18 protein-coding genes and 3 pseudogenes are annotated in these 21012 nt (G+C 72.5%); 12 read left to right on the plus strand and 9 right to left on the minus strand.

Annotated elements, in window-relative coordinates:
• Positions 1-44: 44 nt before the first annotated feature.
• Complete coding sequence (locus D3105_RS15465; RefSeq protein WP_118903780.1) at positions 45-1427, plus strand: cysteine desulfurase/sulfurtransferase TusA family protein; 1383 nt, start codon at positions 45-47, stop codon at positions 1425-1427.
• Here the strand turns inward: D3105_RS15465 and D3105_RS15470 are convergent, their stop codons facing one another.
• Positions 1428-2402 carry a carbohydrate kinase family protein gene (locus D3105_RS15470; RefSeq protein ID WP_010057798.1) on the minus strand — a complete coding sequence of 325 codons (975 nt, stop codon included), beginning with the start codon at positions 2400-2402 and terminating at the stop codon, positions 1428-1430.
• Between the two features lie 156 nt (positions 2403-2558).
• Here D3105_RS15470 and D3105_RS15475 point away from each other — a divergent pair, with 156 nt between their 5' ends.
• Both D3105_RS15475 and D3105_RS15480 read left to right on the plus strand, forming a co-directional pair.
• Entirely contained in the window at positions 2559-2756 is a 198-nt protein-coding gene (locus tag D3105_RS15475) for a hypothetical protein (RefSeq protein ID WP_118903781.1), read from the plus strand.
• A 209-nt stretch (positions 2757-2965) separates the two neighbouring features.
• Positions 2966-4408 carry a hypothetical protein gene (locus tag D3105_RS15480; RefSeq protein WP_118903782.1) on the plus strand — a complete coding sequence of 481 codons (1443 nt, stop codon included), beginning with the start codon at positions 2966-2968 and terminating at the stop codon, positions 4406-4408.
• An 83-nt stretch (positions 4409-4491) separates the two neighbouring features.
• Here the strand turns inward: D3105_RS15480 and D3105_RS15485 are convergent, their stop codons facing one another.
• Positions 4492-4848 carry an iron-sulfur cluster assembly accessory protein gene (locus tag D3105_RS15485; protein ID WP_006123927.1) on the minus strand — a complete coding sequence of 119 codons (357 nt, stop codon included), beginning with the start codon at positions 4846-4848 and terminating at the stop codon, positions 4492-4494.
• Positions 4849-5091: 243 nt separating this feature from the next.
• On the opposite strand from D3105_RS15485, the gene nadA reads away from it, so the two are divergent.
• Together nadA and D3105_RS15495 are read left to right on the plus strand one after the other, a co-directional pair.
• The gene (gene nadA / locus D3105_RS15490; RefSeq protein WP_179887501.1) at positions 5092-6279 is read left to right on the plus strand and encodes a quinolinate synthase NadA; all 1188 of its coding nucleotides are present in this window, start codon (positions 5092-5094) and stop codon (positions 6277-6279) included.
• A 77-nt stretch (positions 6280-6356) separates the two neighbouring features.
• Positions 6357-6578, plus strand: coding sequence for a hypothetical protein (locus D3105_RS15495; protein WP_118903783.1), 222 nt, complete (start codon positions 6357-6359; stop codon positions 6576-6578).
• Between the two features lie 103 nt (positions 6579-6681).
• Here D3105_RS15495 and D3105_RS15500 read toward each other — a convergent pair whose 3' ends face one another.
• The 5 genes from D3105_RS15500 to D3105_RS15520 all read right to left on the minus strand — a co-directional run bounded on the left by D3105_RS15500 (position 6682) and on the right by D3105_RS15520 (position 13314).
• Positions 6682-9837: an efflux RND transporter permease subunit gene (locus tag D3105_RS15500; RefSeq protein ID WP_118903784.1), complete on the minus strand. Its 3156-nt coding sequence runs from the start codon at positions 9835-9837 to the stop codon at positions 6682-6684.
• Positions 9838-10022: 185 nt separating this feature from the next.
• A complete protein-coding gene (locus tag D3105_RS15505) occupies positions 10023-10751 on the minus strand; it encodes a response regulator (RefSeq protein WP_118903785.1) in 729 nt (242 codons plus the stop codon).
• Entirely contained in the window at positions 10748-12070 is a 1323-nt protein-coding gene (locus D3105_RS15510; RefSeq protein WP_118903796.1) for a sensor histidine kinase, read from the minus strand. The genes D3105_RS15505 and D3105_RS15510 overlap by 4 nt, the downstream gene beginning before the upstream one ends.
• Positions 12071-12239: 169 nt before the next feature.
• Positions 12240-12518: a PspA-associated protein PspAA gene (gene pspAA / locus D3105_RS15515; RefSeq protein WP_010057786.1), complete on the minus strand. Its 279-nt coding sequence runs from the start codon at positions 12516-12518 to the stop codon at positions 12240-12242.
• A gap of 10 nt (positions 12519-12528) precedes the next feature.
• Positions 12529-13314, minus strand: coding sequence for a PspA/IM30 family protein (locus D3105_RS15520; protein WP_118903786.1), 786 nt, complete (start codon positions 13312-13314; stop codon positions 12529-12531).
• Positions 13315-13633: 319 nt separating this feature from the next.
• Here D3105_RS15520 and D3105_RS15525 point away from each other — a divergent pair, with 319 nt between their 5' ends.
• The 3 genes from D3105_RS15525 (at position 13634) to D3105_RS15535 (ending at position 16184) form a co-directional block, all read left to right on the plus strand.
• Complete coding sequence (locus tag D3105_RS15525; RefSeq protein WP_118903787.1) at positions 13634-14233, plus strand: DUF3043 domain-containing protein; 600 nt, start codon at positions 13634-13636, stop codon at positions 14231-14233.
• Positions 14234-14316: 83 nt separating this feature from the next.
• The gene (locus D3105_RS15530) at positions 14317-15024 is read left to right on the plus strand and encodes a methyltransferase domain-containing protein (protein WP_118903797.1); all 708 of its coding nucleotides are present in this window, start codon (positions 14317-14319) and stop codon (positions 15022-15024) included.
• A 71-nt stretch (positions 15025-15095) separates the two neighbouring features.
• Positions 15096-16184, plus strand: coding sequence for a S1C family serine protease (locus D3105_RS15535; protein WP_118903788.1), 1089 nt, complete (start codon positions 15096-15098; stop codon positions 16182-16184).
• A 62-nt stretch (positions 16185-16246) separates the two neighbouring features.
• Here D3105_RS15535 and D3105_RS15540 read toward each other — a convergent pair whose 3' ends face one another.
• Positions 16247-16456 carry a hypothetical protein gene (locus D3105_RS15540; RefSeq protein WP_010057779.1) on the minus strand — a complete coding sequence of 70 codons (210 nt, stop codon included), beginning with the start codon at positions 16454-16456 and terminating at the stop codon, positions 16247-16249.
• A gap of 79 nt (positions 16457-16535) precedes the next feature.
• Here D3105_RS15540 and D3105_RS15545 point away from each other — a divergent pair, with 79 nt between their 5' ends.
• The 3 genes and pseudogenes from D3105_RS15545 to D3105_RS15555 all read left to right on the plus strand — a co-directional run.
• Positions 16536-17654, plus strand: a complete 1119-nt coding sequence (locus D3105_RS15545) for a bifunctional adenosylcobinamide kinase/adenosylcobinamide-phosphate guanylyltransferase (protein ID WP_118903789.1) — start codon at positions 16536-16538, stop codon at positions 17652-17654.
• A 249-nt stretch (positions 17655-17903) separates the two neighbouring features.
• A pseudogene (locus D3105_RS15550) lies at positions 17904-18919 on the plus strand (nicotinate-nucleotide--dimethylbenzimidazole phosphoribosyltransferase).
• A 16-nt stretch (positions 18920-18935) separates the two neighbouring features.
• Positions 18936-19556: pseudogene (locus D3105_RS15555) on the plus strand (hypothetical protein); the annotation flags it as partial.
• Here D3105_RS15555 and D3105_RS35335 read toward each other — a convergent pair.
• Positions 19551-20134: pseudogene (locus tag D3105_RS35335) on the minus strand (hypothetical protein); the annotation flags it as partial. The pseudogenes D3105_RS15555 and D3105_RS35335 sit on opposite strands and share 6 nt — an antisense overlap.
• A gap of 88 nt (positions 20135-20222) precedes the next feature.
• Here D3105_RS35335 and D3105_RS15565 point away from each other — a divergent pair.
• Complete coding sequence (locus D3105_RS15565) at positions 20223-21005, plus strand: adenosylcobinamide-GDP ribazoletransferase (protein ID WP_118903790.1); 783 nt, start codon at positions 20223-20225, stop codon at positions 21003-21005.
• Positions 21006-21012 lie beyond the last annotated feature (7 nt).

Genomic DNA, 21012 nt, shown 5'->3' on the forward strand with positions numbered 1-21012 from the left:
CGGCCCCCGGCGAGGTGGGGCCGGGTGCGGGCTAGCGTGGCGGGGTGCCCTACTTCGATGCCGCCTCCGCCGCCCCCCTGCACCCCGTCGCACGCCAGGCGCTGCTTGCCGCGCTCGACGAGGGCTGGGCCGATCCCGCCCGCCTGTACCGGGAGGGGCGGCGGGCCAGGCTGCTCCTGGACGCGGCCCGGGAGGCGGCCGCGGAGGCCGTCGGGTGCCGCCCCGACGAGCTGGTCTTCACCTCGTCCGGGACGACGGCGGCGCACGCGGGAATTGCCGGGGCTCTTTCGGGGCGTCGGCGTGTCGGCCGCCATCTGGCCCATTCGGCGGTCGAACACTCGTCGGTGCTCCATTCGGCGGCGGCACACGAGGCGGCGGGCGGTTCGTGCACCGAGGTCCCGGTGGACCGGTTCGGGGCGGTGGACCCGGCGGCGTACGCGGCGGTGCTGCGGTCGGACACCGCGCTGGCCTGCCTCCAGTCGGCCAACCACGAGGTGGGCACCGAGCAGCCGGTGGCCGAGGTCGCCGCGCTCTGCGCCGAGGCCGGGGTGCCGCTGCTGGTGGACGCGGCCCAGTCGCTCGGCTGGGGGCCGGTCCCGGCGGGCTGGTCGCTGCTGACGGCGAGCGCGCACAAATGGGGCGGGCCGGCCGGGGTCGGGCTGCTCGCGGTCCGCAAGGGGACCCGCTTCTCACCCCAAGGCCCGGCCGGGGAGCGGGAGTCGGGGCGGGCTCCGGGGTTCGAGAACCTGCCGGCGATCGTGGCGGCGGCGGCCTCGCTGCGCGCGGTACGGGGCGAGGCGGCGGCGGAGGCGGTACGGCTGCGGGCCCTGGTGGACCGGATCCGGGGCGTGGTGGCCGAGCGGGTGCCCGATGTGGAGGTGGTGGGCGATCCGGTGCGGCGGCTGCCGCATCTGGTCACCTTCTCCTGTCTCTATGTCGACGGGGAGACCCTGCTGCACGAGCTGGACCGGAGGGAGTTCTCCGTTTCATCCGGTTCGTCCTGTACGAGCAGCACGCTGACGCCGAGCCATGTGCTGAAGGCGATGGGGGTGCTCTCGGAGGGGAACGTCCGGGTGTCGCTGCCGCCGGGCACGGCCGGGGCGGACGTGGACCGCTTCCTGGAGGTACTGCCCGAGGTGGTCGCGGAGGTGCGGGAGCGGCTCGGGGCCCCGGCGTCCGCGCCCCCCTCCCCCGCGCCCGCCGCATCCCTGGTGGTCGACGCGCTGGGCCGCCGCTGCCCGATCCCGGTGATCGAACTCGCAAAGGTGATCGGAGAGGTAGCGGTGGGCGCCACGGTGACGGTGCTCGCCGACGACGAGGCGGCGCGGCTGGACATCCCGGCCTGGTGCGAGATGCGGGGTCAGGAGTACGTCGGCGAGGAGCCGGCGGACCGGGGTTCGGCCTATGTGGTCCGCCGGCTCTCCTGATCAGGCCAGATGCTGCTGGACCTCGGCGGCGGCCTCGTGGCCGTACGCCTTGGTGAAGCGGTCCATGAAGTGGGTGCGGCGCAGGGTGTACTCCTGGGTGCCGACCGTCTCGATGACCAGGGTGGCGAGCATGCAGCCGACCTGGGCGGCGCGCTCCAGACCGACGCCCCAGGCGAGACCGGAGAGGAAGCCGGCGCGGAAGGCGTCGCCGACGCCGGTGGGGTCGGCCTTGGTGTCCTCCTCGGGGCACCCGACCTCGATGACCGGCTCGCCGACCCGCTCGATCCGGACACCGCGGGCGCCGAGGGTGGTGACGCGGTGGCCGACCTTGGAGAGGATCTCCTCGTCGCTCCAGCCGGTCTTGGACTCGATGAGCCCCTTCTCGTACTCGTTGGAGAAGAGGTAGGTGGCGCCGTCGAGGAGGATGCGGATCTCCTCGCCGTCCATCCGCGCGATCTGCTGCGAGAAGTCGGCTGCGAACGGGATGTTCCGGGAGCGGCACTCCTCGGTGTGGCGGAGCATCGCCTCGGGGTCGTCGGCGCCGATGGAGACGAGGTCGAGGCCGCCGACGCGGTCGGCGACGCTCTTCAGCTCGATGAGGCGGGCCTCGCTCATCGCGCCGGTGTAGAAGGAGCCGATCTGGTTGTGGTCGGCGTCGGTGGTGCAGACGAAGCGGGCGGTGTGCAGGACCTCGGAGATACGGACCGAACCGGTCTCGACGCCGTGCCGGTCGAGCCAGGCGCGGTACTCGTCGAAGTCGGCCCCGGCGGCGCCGACCAGGATCGGCTTCGTGCCGAGCAGCCCCATGCCGAAGCAGATGTTGGCGGCGACACCGCCGCGGCGGACGTCGAGGTTGTCGACCAGGAAGGAGAGGGAGACCGTGTGCAGCTGATCCGCGACCAGCTGGTCGGCGAAGCGGCCGGGGAAGGTCATGAGGTGGTCGGTGGCGATCGAGCCGGTGACTGCAATACGCACGGGGAGACTGCTCCTGCGGAAGGCGAAGGGCCGTGAGTGCGCCCTCCGGGACGACGTGACAGTTCACGCTACCGGGTGACCCGACCACCAGGAAAAGGGAAAACTACCCGATAGTAGGGCTTTCTACCTGAGCGCGACCGTGGTTACGGTGCGGATATGTCGAAGCACACCGCATTGCCCGAGTCGGAATTGAGCCTGGCCGCATTGCGCGGTGACTGCGCGCGGATGGCTCCGCACTGGACGGCGTCGGTGAAGACCACCCCGGCCCCGGTGAAGCCGTCCCTGATCAGCGGGGTGACGATCCCGCCCTCGTCGGCGCGGCTGATCGACGCGATGTCCGAGTACGGGGACTGAGGACCGGCGCGGACCGGGAGAAGAACCAGCCGGGGGCGTCGCCTTTCGGCCTTTCCGCGTCCGCCCCGGCGCGAATCGTGCGGTGTGTTCGTGTCCGCGGCTCCCCCGGCCGTTGGAACCGTACGCTCCTCGGCTCCGTCCCACCGGTGTCCCCGCCCGGGGACACGCGGTAGGCGCCGCGACGGCAACGCAGTCGAAGGAGCGATCCGGTGAGCACCGAGCGACCCGACAACGACGTGACCGGCCCCCGGCGGCGGCGTCCGCCGCTCGCGGTGGCCTCGGTGGCCGCGGCCGTGCTGCTGGCCGGGGGCGGCGGGGCGTACTGGGCCTCGACCGCCTCGAGCGACGGCGGCGGGGCCGACAGCGGTACGGCGGCGAAGAGGTCGGCCCCGCTGCTGGCCCTGGACGCCCCGGCGGACGGCCCGGGCTCCACATCCTCGGCCTCGGACTCCCCGCCCGCCGGTATCGCCCCCGGTGAACCGGACCCGGGCGGCCCGCCCGTGATCTACCGGGCCGCGGGCGAACTCCCCGACGGTCCGGACGAGGCGGCCGTCCACCGGGCGAAGGGCACGGTGGCGTCGGCCGATGTCGCCAGGCTGGCGAAGGCGCTCGGCATTCCGGGCTCGCCGCGCACCGAGGGCACCTCGTGGGTGGTCGGCGACGACGACGGGCCGGGCGCGCTCCTGAAGGTGGCCAAGCAGGCCCCGGGCACCTGGACGTTCGCCCGCACCACCCCGTCCAAGCCCTGCGAGCCGGGGAAGATGTGCGCGAACGGCGCCACGGAGACCGGCGGCGACCCGGTGAGCGAGAAGGCGGCGAAGGCGGCCGCGGTCCCGGTGCTCAAGGCGGCGGGCCAGGACGACGCGGCGCTGAACGCGGGCCAGCTCATGGGCGACGTCCGCGTGGTGAACGCCGACCCGAAGGTCGACGGGCTTCCGACGTACGGCTGGTCGACCGGGGTCCAGGTGGGCCCGGACGGCAAGGTGGCCGGCGGCAGCGGACATCTGAAGGCGCTGGAGAAGGGCGCCACCTACCCGGCGGTCGGCGCGGACGAGGCGCTGAAGCAGCTGAACGAGGCGAGCAAGGGCAAGGGGGACGGCGGCCGGGACATCGGCGGCTGCGCCACTCCCGTACCGCTGGAGGGCGAGCCGAAGCCTCCGGCCGATCCGCAGTGCGTGCCGTCGAACGGCAAGCGGGCGCCGGTGACGCAGACGGTCGAGGACGCGGTGTTCGGTCTCGCGCTGAACTACGTGGACGGCCGGCAGACGCTGGTGCCGTCCTGGCTCTTCACGGTCCGCCAGGCGCCGGGCGGTCCGGAGAACACGGTCACGCAGGTGGCGGTGGACCCGAAGTTCATCGAGAAGCCGGACGCGCCGACGACGCCCTCCGGGGACCGGAAGGTGACCTCGTACGGTGCGGACGGGCGGACCCTTGAGGTGACCTTCTGGGGCGGGGTGTGCAGTACGTACACGGCGAGCGCGAAGGAGAGCGCGGGCCAGGTGCGAATCACGGTGACGGAGAAGCCGCAGGAGGGCAAGAAGGCCTGCATCATGATCGCCAAGGAGCTGACCCGGACGGTGACGCTGGAGAAGCCGCTGGGCGACCGCACGGTGATCGACGCGGCCTCCGGCGGCGCGGTGCCGCGCGGCTGACGCGGACGCGCGCGGCNGGAGGCGGCCCCGGGAATCACTCCCGGGGCCGCCTCCGTCTGCCGTGTGTTTCCCGCTCGCAGCGTTTAGCTGAACGAGTCGCCGCAGGCGCAGGAGCCGGTGGCGTTGGGGTTGTCGATCGTGAAGCCCTGCTTCTCGATGGTGTCGACGAAGTCGATGGAGGCGCCGCCCAGGTACGGGGCGCTCATCCGGTCGGTGACGACCTTGACACCGTCGAAGTCCTTCACCACGTCACCGTCGAGCGAGCGCTCGTCGAAGAAGAGCTGGTAGCGCAGGCCCGAGCAGCCGCCGGGCTGAACGGCGACGCGCAGCGCCAGGTCCTCGCGGCCTTCCTGCTCCAGCAGGGCCTTGACCTTGGCTGCGGCGGCGTCGGACAGGAGGATGCCGTCGCTCACGGTGGTGGTCTCGTCCGATACGGACATCTGCTTCTCTCCCGGGTTGTACGGACTGCTTGCCGACGGTTCAACCGTCTCAGCCCCGGAATCATTCCGGGCCAAGCGCGTGTCTGTTCCTTTTCATGCTCGCACACCCGCTCGCCCGGGGGATGCGTCACATCGACGCTATCGGCATCGTCAAAGTGACACGAAGCGGCTATCATAGATAGCGTCAAATAGACGAAAAGGCGCGTTCGCCGAAGCCGCAGAGCAGAACGCAGAGAAGAAAGGGTGCGTGACGTGACCACGGCCCAGCCCCTGGACGTAACTCCCACACCCCTCGCGCTGCTGCTGCTCGGCCGCGAGGCCGATCCGAGGAGCGAGCGCGGCGTCGAATGCCCCGGCGACCTCCCCTCCCCGTCCGACCCGGACCTGGTGGAGCGCGCCCGCGCCGCGAAGGAGAAGCTCGGGGACAAGGTGTTCGTCCTCGGCCACCACTACCAGCGCGACGAGGTCATCCAGTTCGCGGACGTCACCGGTGACTCGTTCAAGCTGGCCCGCGACGCGGCCGCGCGCCCGGAGGCGGAGTACATCGTCTTCTGCGGTGTGCACTTCATGGCCGAGTCGGCGGACATCCTCACCACCGACGCCCAGGCGGTCGTGCTGCCCGACCTGGCGGCCGGCTGCTCGATGGCCGACATGGCCACCGCCGAGCAGGTCGCCGAGTGCTGGGACGTGCTGACGGAGGCCGGTGTCGCCGACCAGGTGGTGCCCGTCTCGTACATGAACTCCTCCGCCGACATCAAGGCCTTCACCGGCAAGCACGGCGGCACGATCTGCACCTCCTCGAACGCGAAACGCGCCCTGGAGTGGGCCTTCGAGCAGGGCGAGAAGATCCTCTTCCTCCCCGACCAGCACCTGGGCCGCAACACGGCCGTGCGGGACATGGGAATGAGCCTGGACGACTGCGTCCTCTACAACCCCCACAAGCCGAACGGCGGCCTCACCGCCGAGCAGCTGCGGGACGCGAAGATGATCCTGTGGCGCGGCCACTGCTCGGTCCACGGCCGCTTCTCGGTCGAGTCGGTCGAGGACGTCCGGGCCCGGATCCCCGGGGTCAACGTGCTGGTGCACCCGGAGTGCAAGCACGAGGTCGTCGCCGCCGCGGACTACGTGGGCTCGACGGAGTACATCATCAAGGCCCTGGAGGCGGCCCCGCGCGGCTCGAAGTGGGCCATCGGCACGGAGCTGAATCTGGTACGCCGCCTGGCGAACCGTTTCGCCGACGAGGACAAGGAGATCGTCTTCCTCGACAAGACGGTCTGCTTCTGCTCGACGATGAACCGCATCGACCTGCCGCACCTGGTCTGGACCCTGGAGTCGCTGGCCGACGGCAAGCTGGTCAACCGGATCGAGGTCGACCCGGAGACGGAGAAGTACGCCAAGCTCGCCCTGGAGCGGATGCTGGCGCTGCCGTAACCGGGAGCCGTCTCCACTGCCGGAAGCCCCGGTATGCCGCTGGTCGGCGTACCGGGGCTTTCGCGTGCGCGGGAGCCATGGCCGGGAGGGGGGACCGGCGGCGCGAGGCCGAGCGGGGCACCTACGCGGAGCGGAACGGGAACTTCTGTCCGGACGACCTCGCCGCGCTCCTGCGCAAGGCGCCGGAGGAGACCCGGGCCCGGGTGGTCCGGGAGACGGTCTCCGTGAGCACCCGGCTCCCCGGGCAGCGAAAGGAGATGGGGCACCGGATCGTCCGGGCGCCGGGCGGGGACGACTGAGAGCCGCCGTACGGGGCGGCCGTGCACGCCGCCGTACGCGGCAGGGGCCCGGCTCACGCGGGTGCGTGGACCGGGCCCCTGCCTTTCGGGTTCCGCCTGCGGGTCAGGCCTGCGCGGGCTCGGCCTCGCGGGCCTCCTCCGGCTTCGGCTGGTCCGGGACGCCGGCCTTGGCCGCGCGCTTGGCGGCCTTCTTCTTGGCGCGGCGCTCCTTGCGCAGCTCGACCATCGCGTACAGCGTCGGCACGAGCAGCAGGGTCAGCAGCGTGGAGCTGATCAGACCGCCGATCACCACGACGCCCAGCGGCTGCGAGATGAAGCCGCCCTCGCCGGTGACGCCGAGCGCCATCGGGAGCAGGGCGAAGATGGTCGCGAGCGCCGTCATGATGATCGGGCGGAAGCGGTGGCGGCCGCCCTCGATGACCGCCTCCATGATCCCGAGACCCTGGGCCCGGTACTGGTTGATCAGGTCGATCAGCACGATCGCGTTGGTGACCACGATGCCGATGAGCATCAGCATGCCGATCATCGCGGGGACGCCCAGCGGGGTGCCCGTGATGAGCAGGAGGGCCAGCGCGCCGGTCGCCGCGAACGGTACGGAGACCAGCAGGATCAGCGGCTGGACGAGCGACCGGAAGGTGGCCACCAGCAGCATGAAGACGATCGCGATGGCCGCCAGCATGGCGAGGCCGAGCTGCATGAACGCTTCGTTCTGGTCCTCGGTGACGCCGCCGATGGTGGCGGTGGCGCCTTCCGGCAGGTCCAGGGCGTCGATCTTCGTGGCGAGATCGGTGCTGACCGCGCCGGTGTTGTCGCCGACGGGCTTGGCGGTGACCGTCGCCGAGCGCTGTCCGTCGATCCGGGTCATCGAGACCGGGCCGGGGACGACCTTCACGTCGGCGATGTCGCCGAGCTTGACCGGGCCGAGCGGCAGGGCCTTCAGCTCGGCCACGGTGGCGGCCGGCTTCGAGGACCGGATGACGATGTCGCGCTCGGTGTCGTCCAGCGTCGCGGAGCCGGCGGGCGTGCCGCGGACGGCTCCGGCGACGATTCCGCCGAGGGCGGCGGAGTCGAATCCGGCGGCGGCCGCCTTGTCGTTGGCGGTGACCGAGACGCGCGGGACGCTCTGCGCCAGGTCGCTCTGGACGTCGGTGACGTCCTTGATGGTGGCGACTTCGTCGCGGACCGCCTCGGACGCCTTCTTCAGGACGTCGGCGTCGGCGGCCTTGACCACGACGCTGAGGTCCTGGGCGCCGAAGCCGTCGCCCGCGGCGATGGTGGTGTCGCCGATGCCGTCGAGCTTGCCGAGGGCCTCGTCGATGCGGTCCTGGGCGTCCTCGTAGTCCGCGGCGTCCTTCAGGGTGACCTGGTAGGAGGCCTGGTTGGAGCCGGTGCCGCCGCCGAAGGCGGCCATGAAGCCGGAGGAGCCGACGGTGACCTGGTAGTCCTTGACCCCCTTGTCCTCGGTCAGGACCTTCTCGACCTTGCGGGCGGCCTCGTCGGCGGCTTCCAGGCTGGTGCCGGGGGCGAGTTCCTGCTTGACCGTCAGGACCTCCTGCTCGCCGGCGTCGAAGAAGTTCGTCTTCAGCAGCGGGACCATGCCGAAGGTGCCCAGGAGCACGGCGACGGCGATGACGAGGCTGGTGATCCGGCGGCGGGTCGCGAAGCGCAGGACCGGGACGTAGATCCGCTGGAGCCTGCTGGCCGCCTCCTTCTCCTCGGCAAGGCGCCGGGCCTCCGCCGCGTCCTCGGGGGTGCCCTTGGGCGCGCGCAGGAACCAGTACGACAGGACCGGGACCACGGTGAGCGAGACCAGCAGGGAGGCCAGCAGCGCCGCGGTGATGGTCAGCGAGAACGAGCCGAAGAGCTGGCCGACCATGCCGCCGACCAGGCCGATGGGCAGGAAGACCGCGACGGTGGTGAGGGTCGCGGAGGTGACCGCTCCGGCGACCTCCTTGACCGCGTTGATGATCGCCGCGTGGCGCTCCTCGCCGTAGCCGAGGTGGCGCTTGATGTTCTCCAGGACCACGATCGAGTCGTCGACGACCCGGCCGATGGCGATGGTGAGCGCGCCGAGGGTGAGCATGTTGAGCGACAGGTCGCGGGTCCAGAGCACGATCAGCGCGAGGACGATCGAGAGCGGGATGGAGACCGCGGTGACCAGCGTCGAGCGGATCGAGGCGAGGAAGACCAGGATCACGACGACCGCGAAGACCAGGCCGAGCGCGCCCTCCGTGGTCAGACCCGAGATCGACTTGGAGACCGCGGGGCCCTGGTCGGAGACGACGGTCAGCTCGGCGCCCGCGCCGAGGTCCTTGCGGAGGTCGGGAAGCTTGTCCTTGACGGCGTCCGAGATGGCGACGGCGCTGCCGTCCTTGTCCATCGTCGCCATCACGGCGAGGCTCGGCTTGCCGTTGGTGCGGGTGATGGAGACCGCCGTGGACGGCTCCTGCTTCACCTCGGCCACGTCACCGAGGCGCACCGGCTTGCCCGGCTCGTCCGCGGCGCCCGCCGGGTCCTTGGCGACGACCTGGAGGTCCTCGATCTGCTTCAGGGAGGTGTAGGAGCCGCCGACCTGGATGGTGCGGCTCTTGCCGGACTCGGAGAAGGAGCCGGCCGGGACGGTGGCGCCGCCCGACTGGAGGGCCTGGGCGAGCGTGCCCGCGTCCACACCGGCCGCGGCGAGCTTCCTGTCGTCGGGGACGACGGAGACCTGGAGGTCCTGGACGCCGTCCACGGTGACCTGGCCGACGCCGTCGATGTCCTGGAGGGCCGGGACGACCGTGCGGTCGAGCCGGTCGGCCAGCGTCTGCTGGTCCTCGTCGGAGGTGACGGCGAGGACCACGGTCGGGATGTCGTCCGTGGAACCGGCGATGACCTGCGGGTCGACATCGGTGGGCAGCTGGGCGCGGGCCCGGTTCACCGCCTGCTGGATGTCCGCGACGAGCTGCTTGGTGCCCTCGTCGCCGAAGTCGAAGGTCGCCATGATGAGGGCGTTGCCCTCACTGGCGGTGGAGGTGATGGACTCGACGCCGTCGACGGCCTTGAGGGAGTTCTCCAGCGGTTCGACGACCTGCTTCTCGACCACATCGGGAGACGCACCCTGGTAGGGCGCCAGCACCGAGACCATCGGCAGTTCGATGGTCGGCAGCAGCTGCTGCTTGAGCTGTGGGATCGCTATCGCGCCGAAGACCAGCGCGACGATCGAGATCAGCCCGATCAGGGCCCTTTGCGCGAGGCTGAATCTGGACAGCCAGGACATGGGTGGGTCTCTCTTCTGTGGCGTACGCGGCAGAGGGCGGGGAGGGGAGAACATCGGGGACCGCCCCTCCAGCCCAGTCCTACGATCTCCGCTCCGCACAGCCGAAACGTCGCCCGCCGGGCTGCTTTCTTATGCCGCGCATACCGCAGGTGGAGTACACCGCCGTACACCGTGCCGCCTCCGGGTCAGTCCCCGCGGGGGCGCACCAGGCCCGATTCGTAGGCGATGACCACCAATTGCGCCCGGTCCCGGGCGCCCAGTTTCGCCATCGCCCGGTTCACATGGGTCTTGACGGTGAGCGGGCTGACCTCCAGCCGCTCGGCGATCCGGTCGTTGGGGTGGCCGCCCGCGACCTGCACCAGCACCTCGCGTTCGCGGCCGGTGAGCGCCGCCAGCCGCTCCGCGTACTCCGCGCTGTCCGGCCCCTCCTCCGAACTGCCGCCCTGGGCCAGGAACGTGGCGATGAGCCCCTTCGTCGCGGCCGGGGAGAGCAGCGCCTCGCCGGCCGCGGCGATCCGGATGGCGTTGAGGAGTTCGTCCGGCTCCGCGCCCTTGCCGAGGAAGCCGGAGGCTCCGGCGCGCAGCGACTGGACCACGTACTCGTCGACCTCGAACGTGGTGAGCATGACCACGCGCACCGCGGACAGCTCCGGGTCGGCGCTGATCATGCGGGTGGCGGCGAGCCCGTCGGTGCCCGGCATCCGGATGTCCATCAGGACCACGTCGGCGCCGGTGGCGCGGGCCAGCTCGACGGCCTGGGCCCCGTCGGCGGCCTCTCCGACCACCTCCATGTCCGGCTCGGAGTCCACCAGCACCCGGAACGCGCTGCGCAGCAGCGCCTGGTCGTCGGCGAGCAGCACCCTGATCGGCGCCTCCCGCGCGTCGGGCGTCGTGGCCGGAGTCGGCTGGGTCATCGGTGGAGCCCCGTCCCGCCCGCTGTGCCCGGCCGCTCCGGTTCACCCGTGCGGGCCTCGACCGGAAGGATCGCATGGACCCGGAAGCCGCCGCCGTACCGAGGGCCCGCGGTGAGGGCCCCGCCGAGGGCGGTGACGCGTTCCCGCATGCCGACCAGGCCGTGGCCGCCGCTGTCCAGGCCGTCGCCGTCACCCGGAGGGCCGTCGGCCGGTCCCGGCCCGCCGCCCGGTGCGGACCCTGGGCGCCGGCCGGCGCTCCCCCGGCCGTTGTCGAGCACGGTGACCTCGACGGTGGCCCCCACCCGTACGACGCTGACCTCGGCCTTGGCCCCGGCGCCCGCGTGCTTGCGGACGTTGGTCAGGGCCTCCTGGATGACCCGGTAGGCGGCGAGGTCGACGGCCGCGGGCAGCCGGTCGCGGTCGGCGCAGGCCACCTCTACGGGGAGCCCGGCATTGCGGAAGGTGGCGACCAGTTCGCCGAGGACGGCGAGCCCGGGGGCCGGTTCGGTGGGCGCCTCGGGGTCGCCCTGCTGGCGCAGGAGCCCGACGGTGACGCGGAGTTCGTTGAGGGCGGAGCGGCTGGCGTCGCGGACATGGGCGAGCGCCTCCTTGGCCTGGTCCGGGCGCTTGTCCATGACGTGGGCGGCGACCCCGGCCTGGACGTTGACCAGGGCGATGTGGTGGGCGACGACGTCGTGGAGGTCCCGGGCGATCCGCAGCCGCTCCTCGGCGACCCGGCGGCGGGCCTCCTCCTCCCGGGTGCGTTCCGCCCGCTCGGCCCGCTCCCGGATGGCGTCGACGAACGCGCGCCTGCTGCGTACGGCGTCCCCGGCGGCGGAGGCGAGACCGGTCCAGGCGAAGACGCCGAAGTTCTCCTGGCTGTACCAGGGGGTCGAGCCGAAGACCATCGCGGCGGCGGTGAGCCCTCCCATGGTCAGCAGCCCGACCCGCCAGGTGGTGGGGCGGTCGGTGCGTGAGGCGACGGTGTAGAGGGCGATGACGGTGGTCATGACCACGGGGGCGGGCGGGTCCATCAGGACGTACTCGACGGCCGCGAGCGCCGCGGTGACGGCGAGGACCTGCATCGGGCGGCGGCGCCGCAGGACGAGGGCCGCGGCGGTGAGGGTCATCAGGAGCACGCTGAACAGCTCGGGGGTACGGGCCCCGAAGGCGGGCGGCCCGTGACCGTCGCCCGGGTCGGTGAACGAGCTGCAGATCATCGCGACGAGGGTGCAGAACGCCAGGGTCGCGTCGAACGCGAGCGGATGTTCCCGGAGCCAGCGGCGGGCACGCGCGAAGCCGGACGAGAGGGTGGTCACGTCCAGCAACGGTACGCGGCCGGTCCTCGGCGGCGGGAGCCTTCCCCGACGAGAGCCGGCGGGAACCCACCGGCCGGGACCGGCCCGGCCCGGAAAGCACCTCTGCCCCGCGGCCGGGGGACCGGACGCGGGGCAGAGAAGTGCTGAGTGCTGGTGGGCGGCCCGTGGGTCAGTTGGGGATGAGCCCGTCGTCGCCGAGCATGGCGGTGACGTCTTCCAGGGTGGCGTCGGGCGCCGGCAGGATCAGCTCGGACGGCTCCAGGGAGTCGTCCGGCAGCGGAGTGCCGAGCTCGCGCACCTTGTCGAGGAGTGCGTGGAGGGTGGTGCGAAAGCCGGGGCCGTCGCCGCTCTCCATCTCCTTGAGCAGGACGTCGTCGAGTTCGTTCAGCTCGACGACGTGACTGTCGGCCAGCTTGACCTGGCCCTCCCCCATGATCCGTACGATCATGACGCTGCCCTTACTGCTTGTCGAACTTGTGCGGGGACGACTGCTGCGCCTGCTGGGAACCGTCCTGGGCGCCGCCCTCGATGGCCTGCTGCGAGGACGAGGAGCCACCGGCCAGCTCGGCCTTCATCCGCTGCAGCTCCAGCTCCACGTCGCTGCCGCCGGAGATCCGGTCCAGCTCGGCGGCGATGTCGTCCTTCGCCGTGCCGGTCGGGTCGTCCAGGGCGCCGGAGGCGAGCAGCTCGTCGATGGCGCCGGCCCGCGCCTGGAGCTGCTGCGTCTTGTCCTCGGCCCGCTGGATCGCGAGGCCGACGTCGCCCATCTCCTCGGAGATGCCGGAGAAGGCCTCGCCGATCCGGGTCTGGGCCTGGGCCGCCGTGTAGGTGGCCTTGATGGTCTCCTTCTTCGTGCGGAAGGCGTCGACCTTGGCCTGCAGCCGCTGCGCCGCGAGGGTGAGCTTCTCCTCCTCGCCCTGCAGCGTGGTGTGCTGCGTCTCCAGGTCGGTGACCTGCTGCTGGAGAGCGGCGCGCCGTGAGAGCGCCTCGCGCGCCAGGTCCTCGCGGCCCAGCGCCAGCGCCTTGCGGCCCTGGTCCTCCAGCTTGGACGACTGGCCCTGCAGCTGGTTCAGCTGCAGCTCCAGGCGCTTGCGGGACGTCGCCACGTCGGCGACGCCGCGACGCACCTTCTGAAGCAGCTCCAGCTGCTTCTGGTACGAGTAGTCGAGGGTCTCGCGCGGATCCTCGGCCCGGTCAAGGGCCTTGTTTGCCTTCGCGCGGAAAAGCATCCCCATACGCTTCATGACACCGCTCATGGGCTTCGCGCGCCCCCTTCTGACGGACTGAGCTCCAGCACTCCCGATAGAACCCACAGTACGGGCCCTGTCTCTATTACCGCACTGTTCGAGTCCTGATGTGCTCCTCCCCAAGGACGACTGAGCCCGGCCGGTACTCCCGCCCAAGGTGTAGGTGAGGCCCCGGGACCGTCCCGTGACGGACTTCGGAACAGCCGGTAAACGCACGTATCGGCCGGTCGGGGCCCTTGTGGGCACCCCGTCCGTTGCCGGATCGTGCCCGCCCGGGTCGCCGGGCCCGCGCGCCGACCCCGTACCCTTGGGTTTTGTGTTCCGTAGCCGTGCCAAGACAGAGAAGGCCCCCACCGACAAGGTGACGGCGGACCTCTCCCAGCAGCCCCGCGACCCGCAGGCTCCCAAGGGTCGCCCCACCCCCAAGCGCAGCGAGGCCCAGACGCAGCGGCGTCGTGCCGCGTCCGCGGCGCCCGCCGACCGCAAGGCGGCCTTGAAGCGCCAGCGCGAAGCGCGCCGCGCCGACCTGGCCCGGCAGCGTGAGGCGCTCGCGTCGGGCGACGAGCGGTATCTGCCGGTCCGCGACAAGGGCCCGGTCCGCCGCTTCGTCCGCGACTACGTGGACTCGCGCTTCTGCATCGCCGAGTGGTTCCTGCCGCTCGCCGTGATCATCCTGATCCTCAGCGTGATCCAGGTGCAGAACATCCAGAGCATCTCGCTGCTGTTGTGGCTCGGTGTGATCATCCTGATCGTGATCGACTCGATCGGTCTGTCGATGCGCCTGAAGAAGCAGCTCCGCGAGCGCTTCCCGGACACCCCGAAGCGCGGAGCCGTGGCGTACGGCCTGATGCGCACGCTCCAGATGCGTCGACTGCGGCTGCCGAAGCCGCAGGTCAAGCGCGGAGAGCGGCCCTGAGCACGGAGGCCTCCGGCTTCACCGGGGTCTCCTCGGCGTGGCTGGCGGGTCTCGGCGGGGTACGCAACACGGTCCGCCAGGAGCTGGTCGCCCGGCAGCTGGACGAGCAGATAGCCGGACGGTTCCCGGTGGGCCGGCGGCTGCGCGTCCTGGACGTCGGCATGGGCCAGGGCACCCAGGCGCTGCGCCTCGCGCGGGCCGGTCACTCGGTGACCGGTCTGGAGTCGGACGCGGAGATGCTGGCCTCGGCCCGGGCGGCCCTGGCGAGCGAGCCGGAGGGCATCCGGGAGCGGGTCCGGCTCATCGAGGGCGACGGCCGGGACACCGGCGTGCACTTCCTGCCCGGCAGCTTCGACGTGGTGCTGTGCCACGGCGTCCTGATGTACGTCGAGGAGCCGGACCCGATGCTGGCCGGGCTCGCCCGGATGCTGGCGCCCGGCGGTCTGCTCTCCCTGCTCGTACGGAACGCGGACGCGCTCGCGATGCGCCCGGGGCTCGCCGGTGACTTCGGCGCGGCCCTGGCCGCCTTCGACACCCCCGCGTACACCAACCGCCTCGGCCTCACCGTGCGCGCCGACCGGCTCGACGCCCTGCGTGCCACGCTCGCCGGGATCGCCGCGCCGCTGCACGCCTGGTACGGGGTGCGGGTCTTCACGGACAACGTCGGCAACGACGTGGAGCTGCCGTCCGAGGAGCTGGAGCGGGTCCTGACCCTGGAGGACCGGGCCGGGCGGACCGACCCGTACCGGGGTGTGGCGGCGCTGCTGCATCTGTGCGGGGTGCGCGGCTAGCCGGAGGTCGGCGGGCCCGTTCGGCCCATCAGTACGGGCACCCGAACGGGCCCGGCACGAGACTTTCGGACATGGACTCTCGCCCCTCCCGCAGCCGGGCGCGCAGGCTGCTGCTTCCCCTGTCCGCGGCCGTGTGTGCCATCGCCCTGGCGGGCGGCTGCTCCGGTACGGGTCCGGCGGCCCCGGCCCCCGAGGCCAGTGCGTCGGGTACGGCGCAGGGCGCGGTGAAGCGCGCCCCCGACGATCTGGAGAACGCCTACCAGGACGTCATCAACGACGTGCTGCCGTCGGTGGTGCAGATCGACGCCTCGGAGGGGCTCGGCTCCGGGATCGTGTACGACGACAAGGGGCACATCGTCACCAATGCCCATGTGGTCGGTGACGAGAAGACGTTCAAGGTCAGCGTCGCCACCGGGGAGGCGGTGCTGAGCGCCTCGCTGGTCTCCTCCTACCCGGAGCAGGATCTGGCGGTGATCAAGCTCGACGAGGTGCCGGACGGGCTGCGGGCCGCGAAGTTCGGCGACGCGGAGAAGGTCGAGGTCGGGCAGATCGTCCTGGCGATGGGCTCGCCGCTGGGCCTGTCCAGCAGCGTCACCCAGGGCATCGTCTCCGCGCTCGGCCGGACGGTGAGCGAGAGCCGGTCGGGCGGTGGCACGGGCGCGACGATCGCCAACATGGTGCAGACGTCCGCGGCCATCAACCCGGGCAACAGCGGCGGTGCGCTGGTGAACCTCGACAGTCAGGTGATCGGCATCCCGACCCTGGCCGCGACCGACCCGCAGATGGGCGACAGCGCGGCGCCGGGCATCGGCTTCGCGATCCCCGTCTCGATGGTGCGGACGGTCGCCGACCAGATCATCAAGGACGGCAAGGTCACCGACTCGGGCCGGGCCGCGCTGAACATCACCGGCCGCACGGTCGTCGACGACAACTACCGCCCCGCCGGGGTGGCGCTGGTCAGTGTGGAGCGGGGCGGCGCGGCGGCCGACGCGGGGCTGCGGCCCGGGGACACCATCACGAAGATCAGGGACACCGAGGTCACCACGATCACCTCGCTCTCCGAGGCGCTGGCGGGCGAGAAGCCGGGCGGGAAGGTGACCGTGACGTACACACGGGACGGCGACAGCCGGACGGCGGAGGTCACGCTCGGGGAGATCTGAGGTCCGGATTCGGGGAGGGGCGGTACGGAGTCCCCGTACCGCCCCTCCCTCTGTGCCGGGCGTCAGGCGCCGTCGGCCTGCAGGCTCATCGGGCCGTAGATCTTGGTGGTGTCCTCGAAGAGCGTCACCTGTGCGGCGCCGCCCTCCAGGAGCTCTTTCCAGTACTCACCGATCCAGGACTCCGCGTCGCCCTGGGTCGTGAACTCCTCCGGCTGCAGCGCCGGCTCCGTCTCCGTACCGTCGGACTTCTCGAACCGCCACGTCCACGCCATGCCAGCCTCCCGGGTCGCGTTGCTGCTCCGCAGCCTAGCCGGGCGCGCACCTGACCGGGGGACACGGGAGGATCAAGGGGTGGAACTGACACTGCTCGGCACCGGAGCCCCCGACGGGCTGCCGCGCCCCTCCTGCCCCTGTGCGGTCTGCGCCACGGCCCGCGGCCCGTGGGCGCGGGCCGCGACGGCGTTGCTGGTCGACGACGCACTGCTGCTGGATCTCACCCCCGGCGCGATGTTCGCGGCCGCCCGGGCGGGGCGTTCACTGGGCGCGGTCCGCCAGGTGCTGCTGACCCACCCGCACGACGGGCCCGCCGTCGAACTGCCCGCCCTGCTGCCGCCCGCCGGGCGGGTCCCGGACGGACAGGTCCTGACGCTGATCAGCGGGCACCGGGTACGGGCGGTGGCGATGGACGCCCCGGGGACCGGGTACGAGGTGACCGCGCCGGACGGCGAGCGGCTGCTGTACCTGCCGCCGGGGGCCGCTCCCTCCGGACTGCCCGAGCGGGTGGAGCGGCCGTACGAGATGGTCGTCCTCGATGTGATCGGGCGCCCCGACGCGGTGGCCCGGTTGCGGGCAGTGGGTGCGGTGGGCCCCACGACCGAGGTGATCGCGGTCCACCTGGACCACGACGCCCCGCCGGGCCCGGCGCTGGAGCGGCGGCTCGCGGCGGCCGGGGCGCGGGCGGTGCCGGACGGGACGACGCTGGTGGTGGGCGAGTACCACGCGGTGCCGGACGTGGTGTACGTGGCGACCGGCGGCCGCCGCGACGGGGACCCGGAGTGGGCGGCCCGGATCGGACTGCACCGGGAGCGCAGGCCGGGCGCCTGGCGGACCGAGGAGACCTGCGAGCTCACGGAGCTGCTGGGGGCGGACGGGCCGCCGCTGCTGATCGACTGCCTGTCGCTGTGGCTGACCGACGCGATGGACCGGGTGGGGGCCTGGGAGGACGAGCGGTGGCACGACGGTGGCGAGGCGGCGTTGCGGGAGCGGGTCGCGGAACTGGTCGCCGCGGTGCGCGGGACCCGGCGGCCGGTGGTGCTGGTGACCAACGAGGTGGGTTCGGGGGTGGTCCCGGCGACGGCGGCGGGGCGGCGGTTCCGGGACGAGCTGGGGCGGCTGAACGCGGCGGTGGCGGCCGAGTGCGAGCAGGTGCTGCTGGTGGTGGCGGGGCAGGTGCTGGTGCTGCGCGGGTGAGGGGGCGTCAGCCCTCGCGGACCTCGGCTCGCGTGGGGTGCGGGGGTGGCCGGCTCCGCCGTTCGCGGCCCGTTCCGTCCCGGGTGCCGACAGGTACTGTTCCGGCTGGGGCCCGCCGCCGGGTTCCCTGACCCGGACCCGACCTGACGACCCGCGAGGCAGACCTCCGTGAACCTGGACGACTTCTCCGACCTGATCCAACGCCCCGACGGGGGTGTGCGGCGCGATGCCGAGGAGCGGCGCGAGCGGCTGACCGTCCCCCCGGGAGCGCTCGGCCGCCTGGACGAGTTGGGCGAGTGGCTGAGCGCCGCGCAGCAGTCCGTGCCGGTGAGGGCCGTCGAGCAGCCGCGTCTGGTGCTCTTCGCCGGTGACCACGGGGTGGCGGAGCTGGGTGTCTCGGGCCGTCCTGCGGGCGGTGCGTACGAGCTGGTGCGGGCCGTTCTGGACGGTTCGAGCCCGGTCGCGGTGCTGGCCCGGCGGTTCTCGGTGCCGACGCGGATCGTGGACGTCTCCCTGGACTGCGATCCGGAGCTGCTGCCCGAGTCCGTGGTGCGCCACCGTGTGCGGCGGGGTTCGGGGCGGATCGACGTCGAGGACGCGATGACCGCCGAGGAGGCCGAGCAGGCGATCCGCCTCGGCATGGCGATCGCCGACGAGGAGGCGGACTCCGGCACCGATCTGGTGGTGCTCGGCGACCTCAGCGTGGGCGGCACGACGGCCGCGGCCACCCTGGTCGCCGCGCTCTGCGGAACGGACGCCTCCGTGGTGACCGGGCGCGGCGNCGGAAGTGCGCGGCGATCAGGGACGCGTTGCGCCGGGCCCGGCCGGTGCTGGGCGACCAGGTGGAGCTGCTGGCCACGTCGGGCGGGGCGGACCTGGCGGCGATGACGGGGTTCCTGCTGCAGAGCGCGGTGCGCCGGATGCCGGTGATCCTGGACGGGGTCGTCTCGGCGGCTTGTGCGCTGGTGGCGCAGCGGGCGGCGTTCCGGGCGCCGGACTGGTGGCTGGCCGGTCAGGTCAGCGGGGAGCCCGCGCAGTCGAAGGCGCTGGACCGGATGGCGTTGACCCCGCTGCTGGACCACGGGGTGACGGTGGGCGAGGGCAGCGGTGCGCTGCTGGCCCTGCCGCTGGTGCAGGCCGCGGCGGCGCTGGCCGCCGAACTCCCGGAGCGCGAGCCGGAGAAGGCTGAGGACGAGGAGGCCGAGGCCGAGGAGGCGTCGGAGTCCGAGGACGNCCGACTGACCGACCGGGGGCCCGTTCCATGATGTTCGTGAAGAGCGGATGAGCCCTCTCCCGGCGCTGCGCCGGGCGGCGGTACGGGAGTGGGGCCCGCTGTTCACGGCCGTACGGCAGCGGCTCGCCGTCCACGGCGTGCGGGCGCTCGCGCTGACGCTGACCGCGGTGGCGCTGACGGCCGCGATCCAGCTGACGCAGAACCAGGCGTGGGGCTACGGGCCGGTGCGGAGCCTCGGAGCCGTCCGGGCCGAGGACCCGCTGCCGCTCGCTCTCCTGCGTACCCCGCTGTCGCTGTTCGTACCCGCGCTCGATCTGCCGGTGTGGGGCGCGCTGGCCCAGATCCTGCTGGTGTTCGGGGTGGCGGAGCTGTGCCTGGGGCGGTGGCGCACGCTCGCGGTGGCGTACGGGGCGACGCTGGCGGGGACGCTGTACGCCCGGATCGGCGTCGCTCTCGGGCCCGGGACGTTCCTGGGTCTGCCCGCCTCGGACGCGCAGGTGGTGGACACCGGGCCGTCGGCGGCGGTCGTCGGGCTCGCGGTGTACCTCTGCCACCAGCGGCGCGCCTGGTTCACGGGGTCGCTGGTGGTCCTCGCGATGGTGGTGGAGGTCCTGGTGAAGGACAACCTGGCGGGCCGCGAGCATCTGGCCGCGATCGCCGCCGTGGTAGGCCCGCAGCATCGCCCGGGAGCGGGCCCGGTGACGGTGGCGGTAGAAGCGCCGGGCCCACGGGGATGCGGGGCGGGCCAGCCGGATCGCGCCGACGAGCGCGACGAACGGGACGAGGGTGCCGAGCACCGCCATCCGCAGCTTGCCCTTGAACAGGCAGATCAGGACGAAGCAGAAGTTGATCACGTACGTCGCGATGAGGCCGAGCCTGCCCTGCTGCTCCTCGTCGGTGACGTCGTCGACGCCGAGCGGGGAGAAGCCGGCCAGGACCAGCAGCACCAGCGAGGCGGTCAGCACCACCGCCTCCACGCTCTGGCGGCCCTCCTCGGTCCAGTACACGTCGTCCAGGTGCAGGATCAGGGCGAACTCGTCGAGCACCAGACCGGCCCCCACCCCGAAGATCACCGCGAACACCCCGGCGGCCACCCCGTGCCGCCCGCTGGCCACCGCGCCGAATCCGCCGACGACGGAGAGGACGACGTGCGGGTGATCGCGAAGGTGAGGACGAAGGCGGCCAGCGCGAGGAGCAGCGGCAGTTTGCCCGGCTCCGCGATGTTCTCGTGCCACCAGTGACCCATGCCACCCACTCCCGATACGTCAGGTTTCGCGGCGTTCGGCGCGTTTCGCCCAATCTATCGGTGCGGCCCAGCGGCTAGCCTGCGCGCGGTGACCTCCCTGAACAGCCACGGCATACGTTTCGCCTTCGGCACCCTGACCGTGCTACCGGTCCGGGTGACCCGCTGGGACCGCGCGACCGCCCGCTCCGGCATGCTCTGCGCCCCGCTCGCCGGGCTCGTCGTGGGAGTGCTCGCCGCCGCCCTCGGCTCGCTGTCACTGCTGGCCGGCTCGGGGCCGCTGCTCGCGGCGGTGGCCTCCGTCGCGGTGCCGGCAGCCCTGACCCGGGGGCTGCATCTGGACGGTCTGGCGGACACCGCGGACGGCCTCGGCAGCGGGAAACCGGCCGAGGACGCACTGCGGATCATGAAGCAGTCCGACATTGGGCCGTTCGGTGTCATCAGCCTGCTGTTGGTGCTGCTGGCTCAGGTCGCAGTCCTCTTCGAGCTGTACGGGATGGGCTGGGCGCACGGGGCCATCGGGACCGTCGTCGCGGCCGTCGCCGCCCGCCTGGCGCTGACCCTGGCGTCCCGTCAGGGCGTCCCGGCGGCCCGGCCGGAGGGGCTCGGGGCGACGGTGGCGGGCACGGTTCCGGCCGGGCGGGCGCTGCTCGCGGCGGCGCTGACGGTGGGGCTGTGCGCGGCGGCGGGCGCCCTGTTCGGGCCGCTTGGGGCGCTGCACCACGGGCTTGCGGTGCTCGGCGCTCTCGCCGCCGCCGAACTGCTGCTGCGGCACTGCGTACGGCGGTTCGGCGGGGTCACCGGGGATGTCTTCGGCGGCGTCGAGGAGACCGCGGCGACGGCGGCCCTGGTGGTGCTGGCGCTCGGCGCCTGACGGGGCG

Source organism: Streptomyces globisporus (assembly GCF_003501885.1).
GTDB lineage: Bacteria > Actinomycetota > Actinomycetes > Streptomycetales > Streptomycetaceae > Streptomyces > Streptomyces globisporus_D.